This window comes from Streptomyces coacervatus, from assembly GCF_029223485.1.
Taxonomy (GTDB): domain Bacteria; phylum Actinomycetota; class Actinomycetes; order Streptomycetales; family Streptomycetaceae; genus Streptomyces; species Streptomyces coacervatus.
Genome location: NZ_JARHTP010000001.1, coordinates 246,781 through 269,747 on the forward strand (window position 1 = coordinate 246,781; position 22,967 = coordinate 269,747).

17 protein-coding genes are annotated in these 22,967 nt (G+C 72.4%); 9 read left to right on the top strand and 8 right to left on the bottom strand.

What is annotated here, in order from left to right; genetic code table 11:
• The first annotated feature begins 19 nt into the window (after positions 1-19).
• Complete coding sequence (locus P2Q00_RS01145) at positions 20-2,050, top strand: PQQ-dependent sugar dehydrogenase (protein WP_275768575.1); 2,031 nt, start codon at positions 20-22, stop codon at positions 2,048-2,050.
• Between the two features lie 28 nt (positions 2,051-2,078).
• Here P2Q00_RS01145 and P2Q00_RS01150 read toward each other — a convergent pair whose 3' ends face one another.
• Together P2Q00_RS01150 and P2Q00_RS01155 are read right to left on the bottom strand one after the other, a co-directional pair.
• The gene (locus P2Q00_RS01150) at positions 2,079-3,905 is read right to left on the bottom strand and encodes an AMP-dependent synthetase/ligase (RefSeq protein ID WP_275768577.1); all 1,827 of its coding nucleotides are present in this window, start codon (positions 3,903-3,905) and stop codon (positions 2,079-2,081) included.
• Between the two features lie 243 nt (positions 3,906-4,148).
• Positions 4,149-5,657 carry an MFS transporter gene (locus P2Q00_RS01155; protein ID WP_275768579.1) on the bottom strand — a complete coding sequence of 503 codons (1,509 nt, stop codon included), beginning with the start codon at positions 5,655-5,657 and terminating at the stop codon, positions 4,149-4,151.
• A gap of 120 nt (positions 5,658-5,777) precedes the next feature.
• On the opposite strand from P2Q00_RS01155, the gene P2Q00_RS01160 reads away from it, so the two are divergent.
• Positions 5,778-6,758, top strand: coding sequence for an Lrp/AsnC family transcriptional regulator (locus tag P2Q00_RS01160; protein ID WP_275768581.1), 981 nt, complete (start codon positions 5,778-5,780; stop codon positions 6,756-6,758).
• Here the strand turns inward: P2Q00_RS01160 and P2Q00_RS01165 are convergent.
• Complete coding sequence (locus P2Q00_RS01165; protein ID WP_275768583.1) at positions 6,755-7,627, bottom strand: LysR substrate-binding domain-containing protein; 873 nt, start codon at positions 7,625-7,627, stop codon at positions 6,755-6,757. The two genes, P2Q00_RS01160 and P2Q00_RS01165, sit on opposite strands and share 4 nt — an antisense overlap.
• Before the next feature lie 183 nt (positions 7,628-7,810).
• Here P2Q00_RS01165 and P2Q00_RS01170 point away from each other — a divergent pair, with 183 nt between their 5' ends.
• Positions 7,811-8,833, top strand: coding sequence for a bile acid:sodium symporter family protein (locus P2Q00_RS01170; protein ID WP_275769445.1), 1,023 nt, complete (start codon positions 7,811-7,813; stop codon positions 8,831-8,833).
• Here the strand turns inward: P2Q00_RS01170 and P2Q00_RS01175 are convergent.
• The 5 genes from P2Q00_RS01175 to P2Q00_RS01195 all read right to left on the bottom strand — a co-directional run bounded on the left by P2Q00_RS01175 (position 8,769) and on the right by P2Q00_RS01195 (position 14,161).
• A complete protein-coding gene (locus P2Q00_RS01175; protein ID WP_275768585.1) occupies positions 8,769-9,977 on the bottom strand; it encodes a DUF5005 domain-containing protein in 1,209 nt (402 codons plus the stop codon). The two genes, P2Q00_RS01170 and P2Q00_RS01175, sit on opposite strands and share 65 nt — an antisense overlap.
• Before the next feature lie 10 nt (positions 9,978-9,987).
• Entirely contained in the window at positions 9,988-11,853 is a 1,866-nt protein-coding gene (locus P2Q00_RS01180) for a sialidase family protein (RefSeq protein ID WP_275768587.1), read from the bottom strand.
• A gap of 116 nt (positions 11,854-11,969) precedes the next feature.
• The gene (locus P2Q00_RS01185) at positions 11,970-12,713 is read right to left on the bottom strand and encodes a collagen-like protein (RefSeq protein ID WP_275768588.1); all 744 of its coding nucleotides are present in this window, start codon (positions 12,711-12,713) and stop codon (positions 11,970-11,972) included.
• On the bottom strand, positions 12,710-12,982 hold the full coding sequence (locus P2Q00_RS01190; protein WP_275768589.1) for a hypothetical protein: 273 nt from the start codon (positions 12,980-12,982) through the stop codon (positions 12,710-12,712). The genes P2Q00_RS01185 and P2Q00_RS01190 overlap by 4 nt, the downstream gene beginning before the upstream one ends.
• A gap of 261 nt (positions 12,983-13,243) precedes the next feature.
• On the bottom strand, positions 13,244-14,161 hold the full coding sequence (locus tag P2Q00_RS01195; RefSeq protein WP_275768591.1) for a quinone oxidoreductase family protein: 918 nt from the start codon (positions 14,159-14,161) through the stop codon (positions 13,244-13,246).
• An 83-nt stretch (positions 14,162-14,244) separates the two neighbouring features.
• Between P2Q00_RS01195 and P2Q00_RS01200 the strand changes: the two genes are divergently transcribed.
• The 6 genes from P2Q00_RS01200 to P2Q00_RS01225 all read left to right on the top strand — a co-directional run bounded on the left by P2Q00_RS01200 (position 14,245) and on the right by P2Q00_RS01225 (position 22,938).
• A complete protein-coding gene (locus P2Q00_RS01200) occupies positions 14,245-14,682 on the top strand; it encodes a MarR family winged helix-turn-helix transcriptional regulator (RefSeq protein WP_275768593.1) in 438 nt (145 codons plus the stop codon).
• Positions 14,683-14,701: 19 nt separating this feature from the next.
• The gene (locus tag P2Q00_RS01205) at positions 14,702-15,229 is read left to right on the top strand and encodes an isochorismatase family protein (protein WP_275768594.1); all 528 of its coding nucleotides are present in this window, start codon (positions 14,702-14,704) and stop codon (positions 15,227-15,229) included.
• Positions 15,230-15,442: 213 nt separating this feature from the next.
• Positions 15,443-17,626: a hypothetical protein gene (locus P2Q00_RS01210; protein ID WP_275768595.1), complete on the top strand. Its 2,184-nt coding sequence runs from the start codon at positions 15,443-15,445 to the stop codon at positions 17,624-17,626.
• A 1-nt stretch (position 17,627) separates the two neighbouring features.
• Positions 17,628-18,857, top strand: coding sequence for a TRAFAC clade GTPase domain-containing protein (locus P2Q00_RS01215; protein WP_275768597.1), 1,230 nt, complete (start codon positions 17,628-17,630; stop codon positions 18,855-18,857).
• Positions 18,854-21,361, top strand: a complete 2,508-nt coding sequence (locus P2Q00_RS01220; RefSeq protein WP_275768598.1) for a GTPase-associated protein 1-related protein — start codon at positions 18,854-18,856, stop codon at positions 21,359-21,361. Before P2Q00_RS01215 ends, P2Q00_RS01220 begins: the two co-directional genes overlap by 4 nt.
• Positions 21,358-22,938, top strand: a complete 1,581-nt coding sequence (locus tag P2Q00_RS01225) for a TRAFAC clade GTPase domain-containing protein (RefSeq protein WP_275768600.1) — start codon at positions 21,358-21,360, stop codon at positions 22,936-22,938. The genes P2Q00_RS01220 and P2Q00_RS01225 overlap by 4 nt, the downstream gene beginning before the upstream one ends.
• Positions 22,939-22,967: the final 29 nt, after the last annotated feature.

Genomic DNA, 22,967 nt, shown 5'->3' on the forward strand with positions numbered 1-22,967 from the left:
CGAAACAAGGGGAACATCCATGAATCTCAAGAGAGTTCTGCCGTACGGCCTCACTGTGGCCCTAGCCCTGCCCCTCGCCGGCCTGAGCCAGGGCACCGCGCTCGCGGCCACCGACTACCAGGCCGAGGACGCGACCATCGCGCAGGGCACGGTGGCCACCAACCACACCGGCTACACGGGCACCGGCTTCGTCGACTACACCAACGTCAAGGGCTCGTCCGTCGAGTTCACGGTGAGCGCGGCCTCCGCGGGCACCGCCTCGGTCACCCTGCGGTACGCCAACGGGACCGCCACCGACCGCCCGATGGACATCTCAGTCGGCGGCACGGTCGTCGCCTCCGGCGTCTCCTTCCCGGCCACCGCCGACTGGAACACCTGGGCCACCAAGAGCGTCAACGTCCCGCTGGCCGAAGGCACCAACAAGATCCGCGCGACCGCCACCACCGCCAACGGCGGCCCCAACCTCGACCGCATCAGCGTCGGTACGGCGGCCGACACGCAGGCCCCCACCCGCCCCGGACAGCCCAGCTGCTCCGACATCGGCGAGGACGGCCTCACCCTGGCCTGGGGCGCCTCCACCGACAACGTGAGCGTCACGGCGTACGACATCTACGAGCACGGCAACAAGATCGGTGAGGCGCCCGGCAGTTCGACGAGCAAGGCGCTCACCGGCCTTGCTCCCAACACCACTTACAACCTCACCGTCATCGCCCGAGACGCGGCCGGCAACACCTCCTCCGCCAGCCCGGTCGTCGACTGCACCACCAAACCCAGCTCCGACACCACCCCGCCGACCAAGCCGGGCACGCTCTCGGCCGCCAACGTCACTGCCAACACCGCCGAGTTGACCTGGGGCGCCTCGACGGACGACCGGGCGGTCGTCGCGTACGACGTGCGCAGCGACACCACCGTCTACAAGTCCGTCACGAGCGGCACCTCGACCACGCTCACCGGGCTCGCCTGCAACAGCCCGTACTCCCTGAACGTCGTCGCCCGCGACGCGGCCGGCAACGTCTCCCCGGAGAGCAACACCGCCGCCTTCACCACCAAGGCCTGCGCCACCGACGGCGGTGTCCCGTCCTCCATCTCCACGCTCTCCTCGGGCTGGACGATCCCCTGGGGCACCTACTGGATGCCCGACGGCCAGACCGCGCTGGTCACCGAGCGGGACGACTTCCGGGTCTGGAAGGTCACCAAGGCAGGGGCGAGGACGCAGGTCGGCACGGTGCCGGGCGCCGTGACCACCAACGGCGAGGGCGGTCTCCTCGGCGTCGCCGTCGACCCCAAGTGGGAGAGCAACCACTACGTCTACTTCATGCACACCGCGTCCGAGGGCAACCGCGTGGTCCGTATGACCTACGACGGCACCGCGCTCAGCGACTACAAGGTCCTGCTCCAGGGCATCAAGAAGAACCGCTACCACAACGGCGGCCGCCTCGCCTTCGGCCCCGACGGCTACCTCTACGTCTCCACCGGCGAGGCCCAGACGCCCGACCTGGCGCAGGACAAGAACTCCCTCAACGGCAAGATCCTGCGCATGACGACGGACGGGAAACCGGCCCCCGGCAACCCCTTCGGCAACTACGTCTACAGCCTCGGCCACCGCAACCCGCAGGGCCTCGCCTTCGACCGCAACGGCCGCCTGTGGGAAGCGGAGTTCGGCAACAGCTCCAAGGACGAGCTGAATCTGATCAAGCCGGGCGCCAACTACGGCTGGCCGATCTGCGAGGGCACCTGCAGCACCGCCGGGATGACCAACCCCAAGGCCACCTGGAACGTCTCCGAGGCCTCGCCCAGCGGTATCGCCATCGTCCGCAACGTCGTCTACATGGCGTCCCTGCGCGGCGAGCGGCTGTGGCGGATCCCGATCAACGGCGACAACGAGAGCGTCGGCACACCGACCGCGTACTACGTGGGAACGTACGGCCGGCTGCGGACCGTGACCAAGGTGCCGGGCGCCGATCAGCTGTGGCTGTCGACCACCAACTGTGACAACAACGGCAACCAGCCGGACGGATCGGACAAGCTCTTCCGCATCAACATCAGTTGACGGAGCGTCAGAACCGGCTCGGGCCGGCTCAGGCCCGGTACAGCGCCTCGACCTCGTTGGCGTAGGCGTTCTCGATGGCCTTCCGCTTCAGCTTCAGGGACGGGGTCAGCAGACCGTGTTCCTCGGTGAACGGCTGGGCCAGTATCCGGAAGGTGCGGATGGACTCGGCCTGTGAGACAAGGGTGTTGGCGGCGACGACCGAGCGCCGCACCTCCGTCTCCAGGTCGGCGTCCCGCACCAGCTGCGCCGGCGACATCTGCGGTTTGCCGCGCATGGTCAGCCAGTGCTCGACGGCCTCCTGGTCGAGGGTGACCAGGGCGGCGATGTACGGGCGGTCGTTGCCGACGACGATGCACTGGTTGACCAGCGGATGGTCGCGGACGCGCTCCTCCAGCAGAGCGGGGGAGACGCTCTTGCCGCCGGAGGTCACCAGGATCTCCTTCTTGCGGCCGGTGATCGTGAGGAAGCCGTCCTCGTCGAGGGCGCCCAGGTCGCCGGTGGCGAGCCAGCCGTCGTGCAGGGTCTCGTCGGTGGCCTTCTGGTTGTTGAGATAGCCCTGGAAGACGTTCGGGCCGTGCAGCCAGATCTCGCCGTCGTCCGCGATGTGCACGGTGACGCCCGGGATGGGCTGGCCGACGGTGCCGTAGCGGGTGCGCTCGGGCGGGTTGGCGGTCGCGGCCGCCGTCGACTCGGTGAGGCCGTAGCCCTCGTAGATCTGCACTCCCGCACCCGCGAAGAACAGGCCGAGCCGGCGGTCCATCGCGGAGCCGCCCGAGATGGCGTTGCGGATACGGCCGCCCATCGCGGCCCGGAGCTTGGAGTAGACAAGCTTGTCGAACAGCTGGTGCTGCACGCGTAGGCCCGCCGACGGGCCGGGTCCGATGCCCCAGGCCTTCGCCTCGACGGCGTCCGCGTACTTCACGGCGATCTCGACGGCCTTCTCGAACGGCCCGGCCTTGCCGTCCTTCTCGGCCTTCCGGCGGGAGGCGTTGAAGACCTTCTCGAAGATGTACGGCACCGCGAGTATGAACGTCGGCTTGAACGCCTGCAGGTCGGGCAGCAGAGTGGCCGCGTTCATCTGAGGCTGGTGGCCGAAGCGGATCCCGTGGCGGATCCCGGTGACCTCCACCATCCGCCCGAAGACGTGCGCGAGCGGCAGGAACAGCAGCGTCGCCGCCTCGTCGCCCTTCTTGGAGTGGAATACCGGCTCCATGTGCTCGGCGACCGTGTCCGCCTCGTACATGAAGCTGGCGTGCGTGATGACACAGCCCTTCGGACGGCCGGTGGTGCCCGAGGTGTAGATGATCGTCGCGGTCGAGTCGGGGGTGACCGCCTGGCGGTGCCGGTGCACCACCTCGTCGTCGAGGTACGCGCCCGCGTCGTACAGCTCCTGCACGGCGTTGTTGTCCAGCTGCCACAGCTGGTGCAGCTGCGGCAGCCGGTCGATGACGGTGGCGATCGTCATCGCGTGGTCCTCGTGCTCCACGATCGCCGCCGAGCACTCGGCGTCGTAGAGCATCCAGAAGCACTGCTCCGCGGAGGAGGTGGGGTAGATCGGCACCACCTGGACGCCGATCGTCCACAACGCGAAGTCGAAGAGCGTCCACTCGTAGCGGGTACGGGACATGATCGCGACCCGGTCGCCGAAGCGGATGCCCCGTGCAAGGAGCCCCTTGGCGAGGGCCAGCACCTCGTCGCGGAACTCGGCTGCCGTCACGTCGCGCCACTGCCCCTGGTCGTCCTTGCGGCCGAGGCTGATGTGCAGCGGGTCTTCCTGGGCACGCTCGAAGACGACGTCGGCCAGGCCGCCCACCGGCGGTGACAACGTCAACGGAGGGTTGGTGAACTCGCGCAAACCCCGCTCCCCGCTCCTGAGTGCCCGATTTGAGTGCTACTCCGCACAGGGCGTGAAAGCTACCCCACACGGCGACAGGGCGGGAGGGGGGCCGAATCCGAGCAGTGCTCAGGTACAGGCTGGTCACGGCCGGAAAATGCGCTCACATCCGGAAGGGTCGGACAGAAAACTGACGGTTGAGTAAGTTTCGGTCCCGTAATCTCCACCGAATCTGTACGACCTGGTAACCGGCCCAAACCGACGTCAGCGGCCCTGTCCGAGGGGCGCCGTCCTCTCCTCTGTCAGCGCCGGAGCGGGAGATTCCGTTACTTCTGTCCGGGTCGGGCGCGCCGTCCTGACCAGAACGATCACCAGCGCTCCCGCGGCCGTCGCGGTCAGCCCCGCCACCACCGCCGACGTGTTGAGCCCGGAGGCGAACGCCGACCGCAGCGCATGCTCGGAGAAACCGCCGCGCAGTGCCCCGGCCGCCCCGCCCGCGAGGGCGTGCGCCGCGTCGTGCGGCAGCGTGTCCTGCATGCGCGAGGTCAGCACGGTGCCGTATACGGCGATGCCGAGCGCCAGGCCGAGCTGCCGGAAGGTGTTGACCGCGCCGCCCGCCATCCCGGCCCGCTCCGGCGGTACGGCGGCCAGCGCCGCGCCCGCGATGCCGGGCGCCACCAGTCCCGTACCGACACCGATCAGCACCAGCCCGGGCGCCAGCGCAGAAGCCGTCGACCCCGCCTCCAGCCCCGTCATGCAGAACTGCCCCGAGCCGACCAGCAGCAGCCCGCCCCCGACGGTGATCCGCGCCGGCACCCCGTGCAGCAGCCGCCCGCCGGCCGCCGCCACCACGAACGCCGACAGCGACATCCACACGAAGACCAGTCCACCGCGCACCGGGCTCATCCCGAGCAGCGACTGCATCCATATCGAGTCGTACGCCATCAGACCGAACGCCCCCGCGTTGAAGGCGAGCGCGCCCACCATCACGACGGAGAACCCCGGCTTCAGGAACAGCCGCGGATCCAGCAGCGGATCGGCGCCGCGCCGCTCCACGACGACGAAGCAGACCAGCGCCACGACGGCCGCCGCGAACGCCACGAGGGTGCCCGTCTCGCCCCAGCCGTGCTCCCCGGCCCGCACCGCCCCGTACGTCAGCCCGCCCGCGAAAGCCGCGAACGTCACCGTGCCCGCCCAGTCGATGCGCCGGCCACGGGAGCCGTGCGACTCCGGTACGGCCTTCAGCGTCAGCCACACCGCGACCACGCTCACCGGCAGATTGACGTAGAAGATCCACCGCCAGCCCGGCCCGTCCGTCAGCACCCCGCCGAGCACCGGCCCCACCGCGGCCGCCGCGCCGCTGACCGCGCCCCACACGCCGAGCGCCACCGAGCGCTGTTTTCCCTGGTAGACGGAGCCCAGCAGCGGCAGCGTGGTCGCCAGCATCGCCGCCCCGCCGAGACCCTGCAGTGCACGGGAGGCGATCAGCATCCCCGGCCCGCCCGCCAGCCCGCACAGCAGCGAGGCCGACGCGAACACCACCACGCCCACGACGTGCACCCGCCGCCGCCCCAGAATGTCGGCCGCGGCGCCCGTGCCCAGCAGCAGCGCGGCCAGCGCCAGCGCATAGCCGTCCATCACCCACTGCAGATCGCTCAGCGACGCATGCAGCGACCCCGCCATGTCCGGCAGCGCGACCACCGCGATGGTCACGTCCAGCAACAACATGAACGTGCTCAGGCACATGGCCGTGAGCGGCCCCCATGTACGCATGTCCTCAACTCCTGTGCTTTGTGTACGTCGGATGCGCAACTCTCCGTACGATGGACGATGAGCGGCAGATCGCAACGGAAGTCAGGCGCTTTGCGGCGGAATCCGACAGGAGTGGCTAGGATGGAGATGGAATCCGATGTCTTCGACAAGCTCGACCTGCAACTGCTGAGTGCGCTGGAGGTCAACGGCCGGGCCTCCTTCAGCCGGATCGGCGCCGTGCTCGGCGTCTCCGACCAGACCGTCGCGCGCCGCTACCGGCGGCTGTGCGCCGAGGGCGGCCTGCGCGTCGTCGCGGTCCTGGACAGCGACGCGCTCGGCCTGGACCACTGGACGCTGCGGCTGCGCTGCGTCCCCGACAGCGCCGAGACCATCGCGGAGGCGCTCGCCAAGCGCCCCGACACCAGCTGGATCGGGCTGGCCTCCGGCGGCACCGAGATCGTGCTCGGCACCCGGCCGCGCAACGCCGGCGACCGCGACGACCTGCTGCTGGGCAAGCTCCCGCGCACCCCACGCCTACTGGAGATCCGCGCGTACCAAAAGCTGCACCGCTTCTTCGGCGGCCCGCAGGGCTGGCTGCAGAAGTTCTCGGCGCTCGCCCCGGACCAGATCGAGGCCCTCACCCCCGATCCCGTGCCCGACCCGGGCCCCGCCCGCATCGACCCGGAGGACGAACCGCTGCTCGCCGTCCTCGAACGCGACGGCCGCGCCACCTACCCCGAGCTCCAGCGCGCAACCGGCCGCTCGGAGTCCGCCGTCAAGCGACGCCTGGCCACTCTGATCGCCTCCGGGGCGATCTACATCGACTGCGAGTACCACGCCGAGACCGTCGGCCACCCCATGATGGCGGCCCTCTGGCTCACCGTCGCCCCCGCCGCTCTCCACTCCGTGGGCGAGGCGCTCGCCGCCCACGCCCCGATCGCCCATGTCTCCGCGACCGCGGGCCCCACCAACGTCACGGCGACAGCGGTCGTCAGAAGCACCTCCGACCTGTACGACTACGTCAGCGGCCCCCTCGGCCACCTGGAGGGCGTCCAGCACGTCGAGGCGACGCCGTATCTGCGCAACGTGAAGCAGCTGACGTACCGGCCTCGGCCCCGCTAACCACTTCGCCTGCGCTGCAGCCGGTCCCCGCCCGCCAGGATCGTCGCCGCCAGGGCGTCCGCCGCGCCCTGGGCCGCGGTACGGCGCGTGCCGTGCACCAGGACGAAGTCGACCCGGCCCAGTTCGGGCAGGCCGAAGCGGTCGGGGACGCGGACCAGGCCCGGCGGGACCAGGCCCCGGGAGTGGGCCATCACGCCCAGGCCCGCGCGGGCCGCCGCGATCAGCGCGCTCAGGCTGCCGCTGGTACAGGCGATGCGCCAGGGCCGGCCCTGGCGTTCCAGGGACTCGAAGGCCAGGGCCCGGGTGATGCCGGGCGGCGGGAAGACGATCAGCGGAACCGGGCGGTCCGGCTCAAGGCGCAGCCGTTCCGCGCCGATCCACACCAGCTCGTCGTGCCAGACCAGCTCGCCGCGCGGGTCCTCGGGGCGCCGCTTGGCCAGCACCAGGTCGAGCTTTCCGGCCGCCAGTTGCTCGTGCAGTGTGCCCGACAGCTCGACCGTCAGCTCCAGGTCGACCTCGGGATGGTCGTAGCGGAAGCCCTCCAGGATCTCCGGCAGCCGGGTCAGCACGAAGTCCTCCGAGGCGCCGAAGCGCAGCCGGCCGCGCAGCCGCGTGCCCGTGAAGAACGCCGAAGCCTGCTCGTGCACCTCCAGGATCCGGCGCGCGAACCCGAGCATCGCCTCGCCGTCCTCCGTCAGCTCCACGGAGTGGGTGTCCCGGGAGAACAGCTGCCGTCCGGTCGCGTCCTCCAGCCGCCGCACATGCTGGCTGACCGTCGACTGCCGCAGCCCGAGGCGCCGCGCGGCCTGCGTGAAACTCAGCGTCTGCGCGACCGCCAGGAAGGTACGCAGGTGAGAGGGGTCGTACATACGGACAACGGTAGCTGGTTATCGCATATCGCGATGGCAGTCAGAGCGGTATGACGGATTCCCGATCGGCCGCCGGGAGAGGACGATGAACGGGGGCCCTCCGGGCCCGGACAGATCCCGGACCGCCGACGACCGCAGACAAGTTAGTGGAGCACCGTGAAACGCCTGCAATGGCCGAGTTGGATGCCGATCGACCCGTACATCCTGCTGCTGCTCGGGACGGTCGGCCTCGCGGCGCTGTTCCCGGCGCGCGGGGCGGCGGCCGACGTGGCTTCCGGTGCCTCGACGGCAGCGATCGCCTTCCTGTTCTTCCTGTACGGCGTCCGGCTGTCCACGCGTGAGGCGCTGGACGGGCTCAAGCACTGGCGGCTCCACGGCACCGTCCTGGCCTGTACGTTCGTGGTCTTCCCGCTGCTGGGCCTGGCCTCCCGCGGCCTGGTCCCGGTCCTCCTGACCCACCCGCTCTACCAGGGCCTGCTGTTCCTCACGCTCGTCCCGTCGACGATTCAGTCGTCCATCGCCTTCACGTCGATGGCCCGCGGCAATGTGCCCGCCGCGATCTGTGCTGGTTCCTTCTCCTCCCTCGTCGGCATCGTCGTCACGCCGCTGCTCGCCGCAGCGCTGCTGGGCAGCAGCGCCGGCGGGTTCTCGGCGGACTCGCTCGTGCAGATCGTGCTGCAGCTGCTGGTGCCGTTCCTCGCCGGGCAGGTGCTGCGGCGCTGGATCGGGGGCTTCGTCGCCCGGCACAAGAAGGTCCTCGGGCTGGTCGACCGCGGCTCGATACTCCTCGTCGTCTACACCGCCTTCAGCGAGGGCATGGTCCAGGGCATCTGGCACCAGGTGAGCCCGCTCCGGCTCGGCGGCCTGCTGGTCGTCGAGGCCGTGCTGCTCGCGGTGATGCTGGCCCTGACCTGGTACGGCGGCAAGGCGCTGCGCTTCAACCGGGAGGACCGCATCGCCATCCAGTTCGCGGGCTCCAAGAAGTCCCTCGCCTCCGGCCTCCCCATGGCGAGCGTCCTGTTCGGCGCGCACGCCTCGCTGGCCGTGCTGCCGCTGATGCTCTTCCACCAGATGCAGCTGATGGTGTGCGCGGTGATCGCCAAGCGCCGCTTGCAGGACCCGCGCGAGGAGGCCGGCGAGGTCACTGTGCCCGCGCCAGCCGCACCGTCACGAACCGCGGTCGGTACAGGGTCACATCCGCGTTGATGCTCGCCGAAGCCCCGGTCGTCTCCAGCCAGTTGACGTCGTAGCTGAGCACCAGCCGCCCGTCGCCGCTCAGCTCGGGATGCACCTGCGGGTTGTACGCGGCGACGCCGGCCGTCGGCAGAGAGGGGCTGAAGTTCCTCGTCGGACCGTGCCAGGGCCCGGTGGGGGAGCAGGCCCAGTACGAGGTCACGGTGGTCAGCCCCGCTGTCCCCGTGGCCATCGTGAACAGCACATACGTCCCGCCCGTCCGGACCACCGAGAACGCGCTGCCCACCTGGGTACCGCTCAGCGGTCTCGGCCCAAGGCCCCACCCCGACCCGCTCCAGTACCGCCAGGCGGCCGGCTCCCCGAGCCGTCCCTCCGGCACCCGCGCCACATACGCCGACGAGGCCGGCCGGGACGCCGCCTGCCCGTCGTCGCCGCCGTAGACGTACGTCCAGCCGCCCTTCTCCACCAGCGTCGTACCGAACAGGATCCGACGCGACGGATCGGGAACCAGGCTCTGGTCGACCACCTTCACGACCGACTCGACCTTCAGGTCGGGCAGGGAGAGGGTGGCGACCTCCGTGGCCGTGGGCACCCCGTAGATCCACGGGGACTGCCCGGCCGTCCGCACCCACAGCAGCACTCGCACGACCTTCTCGGACGACCCGGGGGAGCGCGGCTCGACCCGGGCCGCGACCGGCCAGCGCCACTGGTTCGGCGCCGGGTCGGGGAAGAGCGGGGCGGGGAGCGTGCTCTGCAGCCGGCCGCCGCGCATCACCACGGCCGAGTTGCGCACCAGCGGGGCCGAGGTGTCCCGCCAGGCGTACGACTCGCCGACCGGATTGGGCGGGCCGTGCACCTGGCCGAGATAGGTGTCCGAGAACAGCCACAGCACCCGCCCGTCCGGCAACCGCACCGAATGGGTGCCGTCGCCGCCGGTCCAGTCGTCGCTGCGGGCCGCGTCGTCCCCGTAGCGGGCGAACTCGCCGGTCAGCCGGGAGTCCGCCGACCACGAGGCGACCCTGTGCGGTGTACAGGCGCCGCCCTCCCGTTCGCCTTGGTGCGGGAGGGCGGTGAGCAGCACGGCTCCGAGAACCAGGGCCAGCAGCAGGCCGAGGCCGGTTCCCGTCCGCTGTCGTGCTCGTGCGTCGTCGGGCACCCACGGGACGTTAGTGGCTGCCGCTCACATGGTCCATGGGCAGCCACAGGACGGTGCCCTTCGCGGACGCGTCATGTGCGGCGAGCTCCTCGCCGCTCAACGCACGGTCCCACACGTGCACATCGTCGATCGCACCGGTGAAGAAGGCCCGGCTGTCCATGCGCTGCCCGATGTGCACGCCGAACGGCGAGTTGCGGCTGACCGAACCGGGCACGTCGGCGGTGCTGAGCTCCGTACCGTCGATGAACAGAGTCAGTTGTCCACCGCCGCGGCGCAGGGCGAGATGATGCCACTGCCCGTCGTTGTACGACCCGCTCGTGCGGACGGACGCCGACTGCGGGGCCGCCGCTCCGTTGCGCACCGTGATCAACCCCTGGATGCGGTTGCTCGCGGGTTCACCGCGCAGCCAGACCTGCGGCTGCGTGGTCCCGATGCCGCCCATCCACAACAGCGGCTGCTCCCCGCTCGTGGCCGTGTAGCGGAACCACAGCGACGCCGTGAAGTCCTTTGTGCCGAGGGGGAGTTCGTCGCTGTACGGCAGGCGTACGGCGTCGTCGGTGCCGTCGAACTCCAGCGCCCCGCCGAACACGCCGTCCGTCTCCTCGGCGCCGCCGAGCACGGCCGCGGGCCTGGCGTACGGGGCCCGGTCGACGGTGGTCGGGTCCGGGCCGCGGCGCGGCTGCAGCCAGTCCTCGGTGAAGCGGGCGAAGCGGATCTCGTCGCGCGCGTCGACGGCACCGCCCTCGTACATCAGCCCCACCGTGTCGTGGTCGATCCGCGCCATGTCGGAGTAGCCCGACCAGTCCGTGGTGACGACCGTGCCGCGGTCCACGCTGTCCCAGGTGCGTCCGCCGTCGTACGAGGAGCGGATCATCATGGTCCGGCGGCGGTCGGGGTCTCCGGGGCAGGCGAGCAGGATGCGGTCGCCCACGCGCAGCATCGAGCCCTGCACCTGGGGCGTGTACAGGTCCGGGAGATCACGGAACGGGGTGGCGAAGCTGTCGCCACCGTCGCGGCTGACCGCCTGGGTGCGATGGCCGAGGTCGGTGCCGTCCTGCTCGCGGCCGCTGACCAGGACCGAGCCGTCGGCGCGTTCGGTGAGCGTGACCTCGGAGGGCTTCTGCCGGAAGGTGCCGTCGTCCGCGATCGGCCAGGAGTCCGTGGCACCGATCCGCCAGTGGTCCCCGCCGTCGTCGCTGACGATCAGCGCCGCATGGTTGGCGGTGACCCGACTCCCGTTCCATGTCTCGGTGTTGACGCCGAAGACCAGCCGGCCGGCATGCCTGCCACGGGTCAGCTGGATGCCGTGCACGGGACCGGTGGCGTACCAGGAGTTCCAGTCGGCGGGGAGGATCTCGTCGCTCAGATCGCGCGGCTGCGACCAGGTCTGCCCGTCGTCGTCGCTGTACTGCAGGTGCGGGGTGCGGTCGCACGGCACCTGGCAACTGGAGCCGTCCGCACGGCCCGTGTTGTACGTCTCGGCCAGCAGGATGCGGCCCGTCTCGCGGTCCACGACCGGCGCCGGGTTGCCGTGCGTGTCGCCGCCGCCGTCGGTGACGACCTGGAGCGGGCCCCAGGTGCGGCCGCCGTCCGTGGAGCGCTTGAGGACGATGTCGATGTCGCCTGCGTCTCCGCAGTTGTGCACCCGGCCCTCGGCGAACGCCAGCAGCGTGCCGTCGGCGGTCTTCACGACGGCCGGTATGCGGAAGCAGGCGTAGCCGGGGTCCTGGGACGCCTTGAAGATGATCTGCTGCTCGAAGTCGGCGTTCGGGGTGGGGGGTTGGGCGTGCGCGGGATTCGGCGATGCCGCCAGGGCCGCTGTGGCGACGACCGCCGTGACGATGGCTCTCAGACGTGTGCGAAGACTTGCCGGCATGGTGCGAACCTGCCCTTCAACAGTCTGGAAATAGACTGGACATCAGGACATCCAACGTCCAATGGGCGCACCACAGAGGCTAGTTGGGCCTCCGGAGCCTCACAAGAACCGTGCAGCTACTCGCCGGGATCGCGGCGGCGCAGCGCCGGCAGGATCGGAAGTACGGCCGCGGGACCGGGACTCGGCGCCGGAGCGGCCGCGCCCGCCTTGCGGCAGACCAGGGCGTCCGGGTCGGTGGCGGGGGTCTGGAGGGTGTAGCCGTCGGGACAGGCGGGGCCCGGGGGGCCCTGGGGGCCGGGGTCGCCCTTCTCGCCCTGCGGCCCCTGGGTGCCCTGAGAACCCTGGGTGCCTTCGATGCCCGAGCGGCCCTCGGGGCCGGCGGCTCCGTCGGCCCCCGTGGGACCGGGCTCGCCGGGCGGACCGGACGGGCCCGGGGAGCCTTCCGGACCTTCGGGCCCCGGTGGCCCCGACGGGCCGGGTTCGCCGCGCGGCCCGCCTGCGCCGGCCGAACCGCTCGCACCGGTGGCTCCACGCTCACCCTTCGCGCCGCGTGCGCCGGGCGGTGCCGCCGGCACCCGGACCCGGGCGAGCAGGTCGTCGACCGCCTCGGACGGGTCGGGTGCGGCCGGGGTGCCACCCCCGGCCTGTACCTGGGCGCGCAGGGCGCGGACGTCCGCGGCGAGCGTGGACACGGCCTTGCCGCGGCGGTCGGCCTCGGCCTGCATCTGGTCGGCGCGGCGGTCTCCGGCGTCGATGCGCGCCCACAGGATCACGGCGATCCCGGAGAGCGCGATCAGCACGCAGACGAGGAAGACACTGCGCCAGCGCGGCGCGAGCAGCCGCTCGAAACGGGACCTCACGGCGCACCTCCCAGTCGGTGGATGTCGAGCCTGAGCCGCGCGATCTCCGACTGGTCGGCGGCATGTAACGAGGACAACTCGCTGATGCGCGAGTCCCGTTCGGCGACCTGGCGTTCCAGTCGGTCGCGCTCGGTCTGCAGCTTGTCGGTCAGGCTGGAGTAGCCGCTCAGCGCGTTCTCCCCGCGCTTGCCCAGATACGCCACGGCGGCTGCCCCCAGCACGCCTGTGGCCGCCAGTAACGAGCCGAGCAGGGTGGTGCCGGCATCCAAGTGACTGCCTCCTACTTGCTCCTACTTGGCTCCTACTTGGACGACGGGTCGCACCGGCTGCGACCCGTTGAACTCACCGAACACAACGAGCCAGTTGCCGCCGGGTGTGTGCCGTGGCCGCGGACTACGCCGGATGGGTGGTGACGGGGCGTCAGGGCTGACGCATAGATGCAGATTTGCGGCGCACGGCGCCAAATTTCAGGTGCGCGGCGCCAGATGCCAGTGGCGCGGGGCCGGATTTCACGCGCGGGGTGCCAGATTTCACGGCCGCAGCACCACCTTGCCCAGGTTGCTCCGCGACTCGATCACCGCATGCGCCTTCGCCGCGTCCTCCAGCGCGAACTCCCCGTGCACGGCAGGCTTCAGCGCACCCTCCGCGAACAGTCGCCACAGCTCCTGACGCCAGTGCTCGTACAACTCCGGCTTCCCGCGGGCGATCCGCGCCATCTGGAAGCCGATCACGGACTTGGCGCCGACGAGGAGGTCGTACGCCTGGATGGTCCCGCCGCCCGAGCTGTAGGCCACCAGTCGCCCGCCCGGGGCGAGTGCGGCGATCGCCGGGGTGAGCAGTTCGCCGCCGACCGCGTCCAATGCGTAGTCGACGGGATCTCCCCAGCTGTCGGCGTCGTACGGGACGACGTCGTCGGCGCCGAGGGAGCGTACGAAGCCGGCCTTGCCCGGGGCGGACACGGCGCCCACCACCCGGGCCGCGCCGCGCACCCTGGCCAACTGCACGGCCAGGTGGCCGACTCCGCTCGCGGCGGCCGTGACCAGCGCCGTCTCGCCCGGTTCGGGGTGCGCGGCCGCCAGTGCGCCGAGGGCCACGAGGCCGCTGCGGACGAGGGCGACCGCGTCGACCGCCGAGGCGTAGTCCGGCACGGGGGAGGCCATGGCCTCGTGCAGAAGCGCGAGATCCGCGTAACCGTGCCCGAAGCACAGCCCGGTGACGCGGTCGCCCGCGTGGAATCGGGTGACGCCCTCACCGACGGCCACGACCTCGCCGGCGATCTCCCCGCCCAGCGGGACGGGCTCGGCGGCCTCGGTGACCTTGCGGACGACGGGCAGCGTGACGCCCACGGCCTCGCAGCGGACGAGGAGTTCACCGGGGCCGGGCGAGGGAGCCGGGGCCTCCTCCAGGAGCAAGGGGCTGCCGGTGGATTCGTAGCGGACGCGGCGCATCAACACCTCCAGGAATCGTTGGGAGGCCCAACGGTATCCGGGAGTCGTTGGGAAGTCCAACGGCTTTTCGCTAGGCTGTCGGCATGCCCGAAGCCCCCCTCGCCGCGATCCGCTCCCTCCCCAGCTGGCTGCTCGGCCGCGCCGCCGCCCATGGCCGGGCGCTGGTGGCCGAGGCGCTGGCCGTGGAGGGGCTGAAGATGTGGCACCACGTGGTGCTCTCCGCCGTCCGCGACCTCGGCCCCGTCGCCCAGGCCGACCTCGGGCGCAGTGTGCAGCTCGACCCGAAGGACCTGGTCGGTGTCCTCAACGACCTGCAGTCCGCAGGGCACGTCGTACGCGAACCGGACCCCAGTGACCGGCGCAAGAACGCGGTGTCGCTCACGGCGCAGGGCGCACGCCTGCTGAAGCGCTGCGAGCGCGCGGCGCGCGCGGCCAACGACGAGCTGCTCGCGCCGCTCTCGGCCGCCGAACGCGACCGGCTCATGGGCCTGTTGGCCCGGATCTCCGGTACGGAGGGCTGACGGCCGATAACGTTCCGTCATGATCGGACCCCTCGCCCTTGATCCCGCGCGCAGCGCCCTCGTCCTCGTCGATCTGATGGACCGGATCGTCGCGCTGCCCGTGGAGCCCCGCAAAGGCACCGAAGTCCTGTCCGCCGCCGAGGAGTTGGCGAACGCCTTCCGGTCGGCCGGCGCGACCGTCGTCCTCGTCCGCGTCGAACGGCCCGGCGTCGCCGAACAGCCGCCCGGCAGCGGCCTGGTCGCCGGACTCGCCCGGGACGGCGACATCGAGGTCGTGAAGCGTACGATCGGCGGCTTCCAGGGCACGGGCCTGGACGAGCGGTTGCGTGAACACGGCGTCCGTACCCTCGTCCTCGGCGGTATCGCCACCAACCTCGGCGTCGAGTCCACCGCCCGCGCCGCCCTCGACCTCGGCTACGACCTGGTCTTCGTCGAGGACGCCATGGCCGCGTTCACGGCCGCCGAGCACGAGGCGTCGGTGCGGCTGGACTTCCCGCGGCTGGGGAAGGTCGTGAGCGTGGACGAGGTGACCTTCACGATCGCTTGAACGAGCCGCGGCGGATCCCATGAACCCCGCTCTCACCAGGCGTTTCCCGGTTTCACACGCGCCCGGCCGCGGCGCCGGTCGCGGCTGTCGAAAGCGTCGACACCCAGGACGGCGATCTGGTGAGATGGCAACTCTGGGGTATCGACGTTGGGGGACGCAGCGATGCCGCAAGCCTTCGGGGCCCTGCTGGGACTGCAGCAAGCAGTTCCTCCCATGCCCCGCTCGCCGTTGATCCCCGAGGCCCGTGAACTGTTCGCCCTGCAGCGCGCATTGGGCCTGCGGCACGCCGCCGACGCGCTCTTCCCCAGCGGCCGGGTCCGCTTCCGGGTGCTCGACGGGCTGCATGTGCCGGGCCGTACGAGCCGCTGGTCGCGGGTCGACCACCTTGTCCTGGCGCGGGCGCGCGACGGCTGGCGTGGCCGTACGGACGTCGAGGCCGCGACCGTCGACCTGCTGTTCACCCACTACGCGCGGATCCTCGACTCGCACCCCCTGGCCCTGCGCCGGGTCGTCCTCTACGAACTCCTCCACCTGCTGCGGACCGGTTCGCAGGCGCCCACTGCCGACGACGTGACGTCGCTGGGCGTGGACACCTGGGAGGCCGAGGCGCTGGCTCACGCCACCGCGCACGAACCGCACCCGACCGCCGACCGCAGGGAAGCCGCGGAGGAGATCGTCGACGCCTGGCGCGCCGGGCGGATCCGCCGGGCCTTCGACTGCGCGGTCCGGCTGGGCGAACCGGGCCGGGACGCCGGCCTCAGCCGGCTCGTCCTCGACATCGCGGACCAGGACAGCAGGCTCGACGCGCTGCTCGCCCGTGCGGCCGAACTGGAGGACGCCAGGGACCCGGACGCAGCCGCCGCGCTCTACCTGGAGGCCGCGCGGGCCGCCGTGGACGACTCCACGGCCGTCGCGGGCCTGCTGCGCACCGCGGCCGACCCGGACCCTGCCCGGCGCCCGACCGCCGTGCCGGTCGGCGGCGGAGTCCGTGTCCAGTGGCCCGGCGACGGACCCCATCGGGTGCTCAGGCGCCGTGGCGCGGCGGGACCGTGGATGCTGCTGGCCGTCCGTGCGCCGGGACCCGCGTTCACCGACGCGGACGTCACCCCCGGCGAGACCGTCCAGTACGTGGTGCTGCCCGTCCAAGGCCATGAACTCGACGGGCCCGCGCTGCTGGGCGCGCCGGTGCGGTACGCGCCCGAGGTCGAGAACGTCCGCGTCCAGGAGGCCCGGGACCGGGTGAGCGTGATCTGGCGCACCCCGCCGGCCGCGCTCGCCGTACAGGTCGAACGGCTCGAAGCCCGAGGCGGCTCCTTCCGGGTGGCGGTGGACGGGAACGGCTTCGACGACAGACCGGTGCCGCCCGGTGAGCACCGCTATCTGATCCGCTGCCGCTACCGGCTGCCCGACGGCGGCGAAACCCTCTCCGACGGCGTGGTGGCCCGGGCCGCCGTGCCGTGGTGGCCCGCCCCCGTCACCCGGCTGTTCGTCACGACCGGCCCGCGCCCGGGTCGTATCGCCGTCGGCTGGGACGGCGCCGAGGGATCCCAGGTGCGGCTCTACGACAAGCCGCTGCCCGCAGCCGGACTCGATCTGCCGGTCCGGGAGCTGCCCGACCCGCTGGAGTGGGAGACGACGGCACTGCCCCACGGCGTCGAGCTGCTGCCGCCGCGGCGCGGCATGCGCTTCCGGCTGACCGCCGTCAGCGTGATCGAGGAGCGGGCCACCACCGGAGCGTCGGTCGTCGTCGAACTCACCGCGCCCGTCCGGAACTTCAGGGTCCGGCGCGTCGCCGCCGAACAGGTGCGGGTCACTTTCGAGTGGCCCGAACGCGCCGACCGGGTGGAGCTGCGCTGGACCCAGTCGGGAGCCCAGGCCCGGCGGATCATCACCAGAGCCGCCTACCGGCGCAGCGCCCTGGAGTTCGCCGTGACCACGGCTCCTGCCGACTTCCACATCGAGCCCGTGCCGCCCGACGCCGACGTGGTGATCGCGGCGGCCCCCGCGAGCTTCCGACTTCCGGCCGACCTCACCGTCACATACGACGTACGCAAGCCCAGCTGGTGGAGCGGGGCCAAACGCCGGATCACCGTCCGCGCCGACTGCGCCCCGGCCGACCTCCGTGATGTGGTCCTGCCCGATGTCGTGCTCGTCGCCCGGCCCGGCGTCGGACCGCCCGGGTCGGACCCGCCCCGCCCCCGGTCCCCGTGGGACGGTACGACCCTGCTGCGCCTGTCGGGTTCCGAGCTGGGCATCGGCCGGCTGGTGCCGCGTGACATCGAGGTCACTCTGGGCGGTGCCGGGCCGCCGTACGCCCTGCGGGTCTTTCTGCTCGGTCCCGGTGCCGAGTCCGTGCGGCTGATCGAGCCGCCGTGGGAGCGACTGGTGGTGCGCTGACATGACCGACGTCATCTGCCCGTACTGCTTCGCCCGGGCCGCGGCCTCGGCACTGCCCTACCGGTGTCTGTCCCGGGGCGGCGGCAGTGTCAGCCGGGCCTGCGATCCCGTGCGCGACGAGGTCTGGGAGGCGTTCAAGGGGCCCGCGATCGGCGCCCAGGCCGCGGTGCGCGGGCCGCTCTTCCACCCGCGGCGGGGACTGCGACCCCGGGGCGGGCGCGTCCCCTGTCCGGACTGCGCCGTCCCCACTCCCACCCGGGTCTGCAAGGAATGCCACAGCGACTTCCCGAGCGACTACTGCGACCAGGAGAGCAGGATCATCGCGCTGGTCGGGGCGGTCTCCGTCGGCAAGAGCACCTGCGTCACCGTCCTGATGCACGAGCTGCGCCACCGGGTGGGCCACACCTTCCGGGCCGCCGTCGCCGCCATGGGCGGCGACACCCAGACCCGCGACCGGGACCTGGAGCGCGACCTCTACGACCTGGGCCTGATGCCGGACCCCACCACCACGGCGGCGCGCGCCCTCAACGACCCGCTGCTGTATCGGCTGAGCCTGCCCGGCGGCCGCCGCGGCACCGGCACCCGGCACACCGCGCTCGTCTTCTTCGACGCGGCCGGCGAGGATCTGAGCGGCATCGAGGCGATGAACCGCTACACCGGATATCTGGCCGCGGCCGACGGCATCATCCTCCTCATCGACCCCCTGCAACTCCCGTCCGTCCGTGAGGAGTTGTCGGCGAGCGGCCCGCTGCTGCCGTTCGAGCCCGCCCCGCAGCAGCGGATCGCGGCCGACGTCGCCACCCAGTTGCGCAGCCACGGGCGGCGCGGCTCGGGCGGCCGGCTGCACACCCCGCTGGCGGTCGCGCTGACCAAGACGGACATGGTCCGCCCGCTGCTGCCGGCCCACTCGCCGCTGCACGCCAACGCCCGCCACGACGACGGAGTACTGCACGAGAGCGACCGGCTGGCCGTCCACGAAGAGGTGCGCTCGCTGCTGATCGGCTGGGACGGCGGCGAACTCTGCCGCCGCCTCGACCGGGACTTCTCCCGCGTGTCCTACTTCGGCTTCTCGGCGCTCGGGGCGCCGCCCCCGGCCGGCGCCCCGGACAAGGCACCCCCGGGCGGCCCCCAGCCCGTCCGTATCGAGGACCCCCTGCTGTGGCTCCTCGCCGAGCAGGGCCTGCTGCCCGTCCGCAGGACGAACCGACGAACCAGGGGAGTCGCCGAGTGAGCCTCGCCCACCTCCACTACACCTCCGCGCCACCCGGCCCCGACGGCTCCGGCTTCCGCTTCACCGCCGTCGGCGACACCGTCCCGCGCCGGCTCCTCGGCGAGATCGAGCAGATCATCGGCTACGAGGCCCCCCGTACCGCTCCGCGCCGCCCCACCGACGAGCAACTGGGCGCCTTTCCCCCGGCGTTCACCCACACCCGGCTGACCGACGGCAGCCGGCTGCTGTGCCGCAGCGTGTACACCGGGGTCGACCACAGCGGCCGCTACGGCAACTTCCACGCCCACGCCGTGTGGTACCCGGACGGCAGTGCGCTGCCCGGCGGTCTGCTGCCCGTCGCCCTGTGGGGGTCCCCGGGCTGGCGCACCCGCACCCCGCGCGGCGGCGAGCCCGAGGAACTGCCCCCGGGCGGATGGTTCGAGACCGCAGGGCTCGCCGAGTTCGCCCGCTCCCGTGCCCAGCGGCTGCCCGCGTTCCTGGCCGAAGTGCGGGAACTGCTGTGCCGGGCCGAGCCGCCCCAGGTGATCGTCGTGGAACGCGACGCGTACGCCGTCGTCCAGTGGATCGCGCTGGCCAGTGCCGTCGTGCCGCACGACGAGGCGCAGCGGCTCACCTTCACGTCGTACACCCGCCGCCCGGACCGGGCCCGGCAGCACCTGGTGGGTGTGCTCCCGGACGCCGACTTCGACCTCGCGGGCGCGACCCGCGACCCGCGCTACCGGGTCCACGACTGCACCGGCGGCGCCTCGACCCCCGCCCGCCCCGATCCCTGGGCCGACCTCGCCGCGGCGGTCTGGCTGGCCGGCCGGCCTCGTCTGTTCGAGGCCGCCGGGACGCTGCCCGGGGACGGTGCGGACGGAGCCTTCGATCCCGGGCGGCTCGCGGCGGCGGCCGCCGCGCAGGGCATCCCGCTCGACTCGGCCGGGCGGACGGCGGCCGCCGACTGGGCGGCCCGGCATGGCGCAGGGCAGCAAGTCCCGTTCCTGGAGGGCCTGTTCACCACGGTCGCGGCGGGCGGCGACCCACGGACGCCCGCGGAGTGGCAGGCCCTGACCCGGCTGGCCGCCCGGTTCCCCGGCCTCGCCGGCACCCCCGCCGCCGAGGGGCTGCGGGGCGACCTGCGAGCCGCCCTCACGGCCTGCGACGAGAGCGATTTCGAGCGGTTCCTCGGGCTGCTCGTCCTGGCCGACACCTTCGGCGTGGACACCCGGGCCGCCCGTCCCGCCCTGGTCCGCGCCGTGGTGGGCGCGCTGCTCGCAGGGGCGCGGCCGGCCGGCCTCGGGGACGTGCTGGCCGACCGGCCGGAGCTCTCCCAGGCCGTCGTCGAGGCGGCCGAGAAGGCCGCGGCCCGCGGTGACGATCCCGCACGGCTCGCCGCCGCACTGCTCGCAGTCGTCCCCGCGGCGGACCTCAGCGACTGCCCGTACCTGCGCATGGGCGACCTGGCCCGCAAGCCGGGCGGCGGGGACCGGCTGCGCACCTTCCACGCGCTGGTCACCGCCGCGGGCGACGACCACCTCGGCGACGGAGCGGTGCTGCGCACCGCGCACCGGCTGGTCTGGCCGGAGGGCGCCCCGACCACGGTCGAGGCCGGACACCTCGCGGTCGAACTGGCCCCGTCGTGGCTGACGTCGTCCGGCATCGCGGCCCATCTCGTCGCCGCCGCGCTCAACGCACCCGCCCAGGACCCCGCAGCCCCTCGGCTCGCCGCCGATCTGTTGCGGCATCTCCCGCAGGATGTCGGGCTCGGGGAACGTGCCGCGCCCGACGCAGCCGTCCAGGATCCCGCAGCGCCCCGGCTCGCCGCCGATCTGTTGCGGCATCTCCCGCAGGATGTCGGGCCCGGGGAAGGCGCCGCGCTCGACGCAGCCGTCCAGGATCCCGCAGCGCCCCGGCTCGCCGCCGATCTGTTGCGGCATCTCCCGCAAGAACTCGGGCCCCGGGAACGCGCCGCGCTCAACCTGCTCGCCCTGGCCGGACGGATCGCCGACGGCACGGCAGAGCCCGGATTCACCGCCACCGCCCTCGCCCACTGCCGGGCCGCCCGGCCGCTGGAACCGGCTGTCGCCGAGCGCATCGCCGACACCGTCGCCGGGGCCCTGCTCTCCCGGCAGCCCCCGCCGGGCGAACTGGACCGGCTGCTCGCCTCGGGGGACGAGACCCTGCTCGACGGCTATCTGCGGGTGGGGCGCTCCGACGCCATACGCGACCGGCTGCGCGTGTCGCCCGCCTACACCGCGGCCTGCTTCGTGGCATGGACCGGCGGCGCCGGACTCAACCCCGCCTGGGAGCGGACCCGTACGGCACTCCTGGCGGAGGTGCTGCGTCCCGCGGTCCGCGCCAGGACACCGCAGGACCTCGCCGAGACCACCCGCGAAGTGCAGCGGGCGGGCCCGGACCGGGTGCGCGCCTTCGAGGAGTGGCTGCGGCCGGGACGATCCGGCCGTCGGGGCGGCCGGCTCTTCCGCCGGGGCCCGAAGTACCCGCAAGGAGACGGCAGTTGATCCTTCTCAAGTGGCTGCTCTGGGGCTACCTCGGCTACAGCGCCCTCGTCGCCGCCTTCGTCGTCCTGTGCACGGCACCCGCGGCGGCCTGGCGGGCCCTCGGCTCGATCGCCGCGGGCCTGGGACCGTGGCGGGCCCAGGAGCCCGACCCGCGGATCCTGCCGCCGGTGCCGGAGGAGTCCGCCCATCTGTCCTACTGGGCGGGGCAGTTGCAGACCGATGTGGTCTCGGCCGTCGGGGCGGGCGCCGCCCTGCTCAACACGCTGCTGTTCGGCGAGTGGCTGGGCAACGACGCGCTCAACCTCCTGCGCGGCCGGTGGCCCTCGCACCGGCGCGGCAGCAACCCGTTCAGCAGGGCCGGACTGGTCCTGACCAGCCCGGGCTTCGCCGTGGGGGCCCTGGCGGGCACGTTCGCCGCCGTGGCGTACCTGCTCGCCGTACTGACCTGCTTCGCCGCACTGCTGACCCTCGTATGTGCCGGTCGCGGCGCGTGCGTGCAGGCACTGCGCGGGCTGGAGCGGGCCCGACTGCTGGCGCGCGGCGTACGGATGAAGTGCCCCTACCCCGGCTGCTACCGGCCGATCCCGCTCCCCGTCCACCGCTGCCCCGGCTGCAATGAACGCCACCGCAGCCTGCACCCGGGCCGGTTCGGGGTCTTCGTGCATGTGTGCGTCTGCGGCCGCCGCCTGAACGCCGCGTTTCCTGGCCGCCGACCGCGCGAATCCGCCGAATGCCCGTACTGCGCCCGTGCGTTGCCGCCCTCGCTCGGCTCCGCACGGCTCGTGCACATCCCGATCGTCGGCGGCACCTCCTCCGGCAAGACCATGCTGATGGCCGCCATGCTGGCCGGGATCACCTCCTTCGAACGCGCCGGCCTGCTCACCGCCAACTGCGCCACCCTGGACGACCGGCGCCAACTCCAGCAGCTGAAAAGCCAGTTGGACACGGGCGGCTGGGTGCTCGGCACCACCGCGGCCCAGCCCCGCGCCTATATGCTGGAGATCGGCTGCGGCCGGCGCCGCAGACTGCTCTACCTCTACGACCCGCACGGCGGCGTCTACGACGACGCGGACGCCGTACGCCGGCAGCAGTACCTCGCCCACGCCGACGCCGTCGTCCTCGTCGCGGACGTCCTCGCCGTGCCCGACGTGCGGCGCAGAATCGACGGAGCCGGCGCCCCGTACGCCGTCGAGGCCCGCCCCTCGCCCGAGAGCCCCAAGCAGACGTACGACCGGCTGGTGGGCGAGTTCACGGAGATGTCCCGCCGGCGCGACCGCACCCCCGTCGCCGCGGTGGTCACCAAACGCGACGCGCTCGACCGGCTCGACCACTCGATACCCCGGCCCCGCGACCCGCTCGACACCTGGCTGGCCGGGGTGGGACTGGGCGATCTCGTCCTGGGGCTCGGCCATGACTTCGGGAAGGTGCGCTACTGGGCCGTCAGCGCCCGCGCGGCCACCGGCGCAGACGCCCTGGAGAGCGAGGGACGACATGCCGCCGCGCCACTTCTGTGGCTGCTGGCAACCACCGGGCTGCCAGTGAAATCCCTGCTCACAGACGCCGGAGCAAACCCATGACGGCCCGCGCCGAGAGGTCTACCGTGGGC

Coding starts and splice junctions, on each gene's coding strand:
- P2Q00_RS01145 (WP_275768575.1), top strand. CDS start 20: ATGAATCTCAAGAGAGTTCTGCCGTACGGCCTCACTGTGGCCCTAGCC.
- P2Q00_RS01155 (WP_275768579.1), bottom strand. CDS start 5,657: ATGCGTACATGGGGGCCGCTCACGGCCATGTGCCTGAGCACGTTCATG.
- P2Q00_RS01160 (WP_275768581.1), top strand. CDS start 5,778: ATGGAGATGGAATCCGATGTCTTCGACAAGCTCGACCTGCAACTGCTG.
- P2Q00_RS01165 (WP_275768583.1), bottom strand. CDS start 7,627: ATGTACGACCCCTCTCACCTGCGTACCTTCCTGGCGGTCGCGCAGACG.
- P2Q00_RS01170 (WP_275769445.1), top strand. CDS start 7,811: ATGCCGATCGACCCGTACATCCTGCTGCTGCTCGGGACGGTCGGCCTC.
- P2Q00_RS01180 (WP_275768587.1), bottom strand. CDS start 11,853: ATGCCGGCAAGTCTTCGCACACGTCTGAGAGCCATCGTCACGGCGGTC.
- P2Q00_RS01195 (WP_275768591.1), bottom strand. CDS start 14,161: ATGCGCCGCGTCCGCTACGAATCCACCGGCAGCCCCTTGCTCCTGGAG.
- P2Q00_RS01200 (WP_275768593.1), top strand. CDS start 14,245: ATGCCCGAAGCCCCCCTCGCCGCGATCCGCTCCCTCCCCAGCTGGCTG.
- P2Q00_RS01205 (WP_275768594.1), top strand. CDS start 14,702: ATGATCGGACCCCTCGCCCTTGATCCCGCGCGCAGCGCCCTCGTCCTC.
- P2Q00_RS01210 (WP_275768595.1), top strand. CDS start 15,443: ATGCCCCGCTCGCCGTTGATCCCCGAGGCCCGTGAACTGTTCGCCCTG.
- P2Q00_RS01215 (WP_275768597.1), top strand. CDS start 17,628: ATGACCGACGTCATCTGCCCGTACTGCTTCGCCCGGGCCGCGGCCTCG.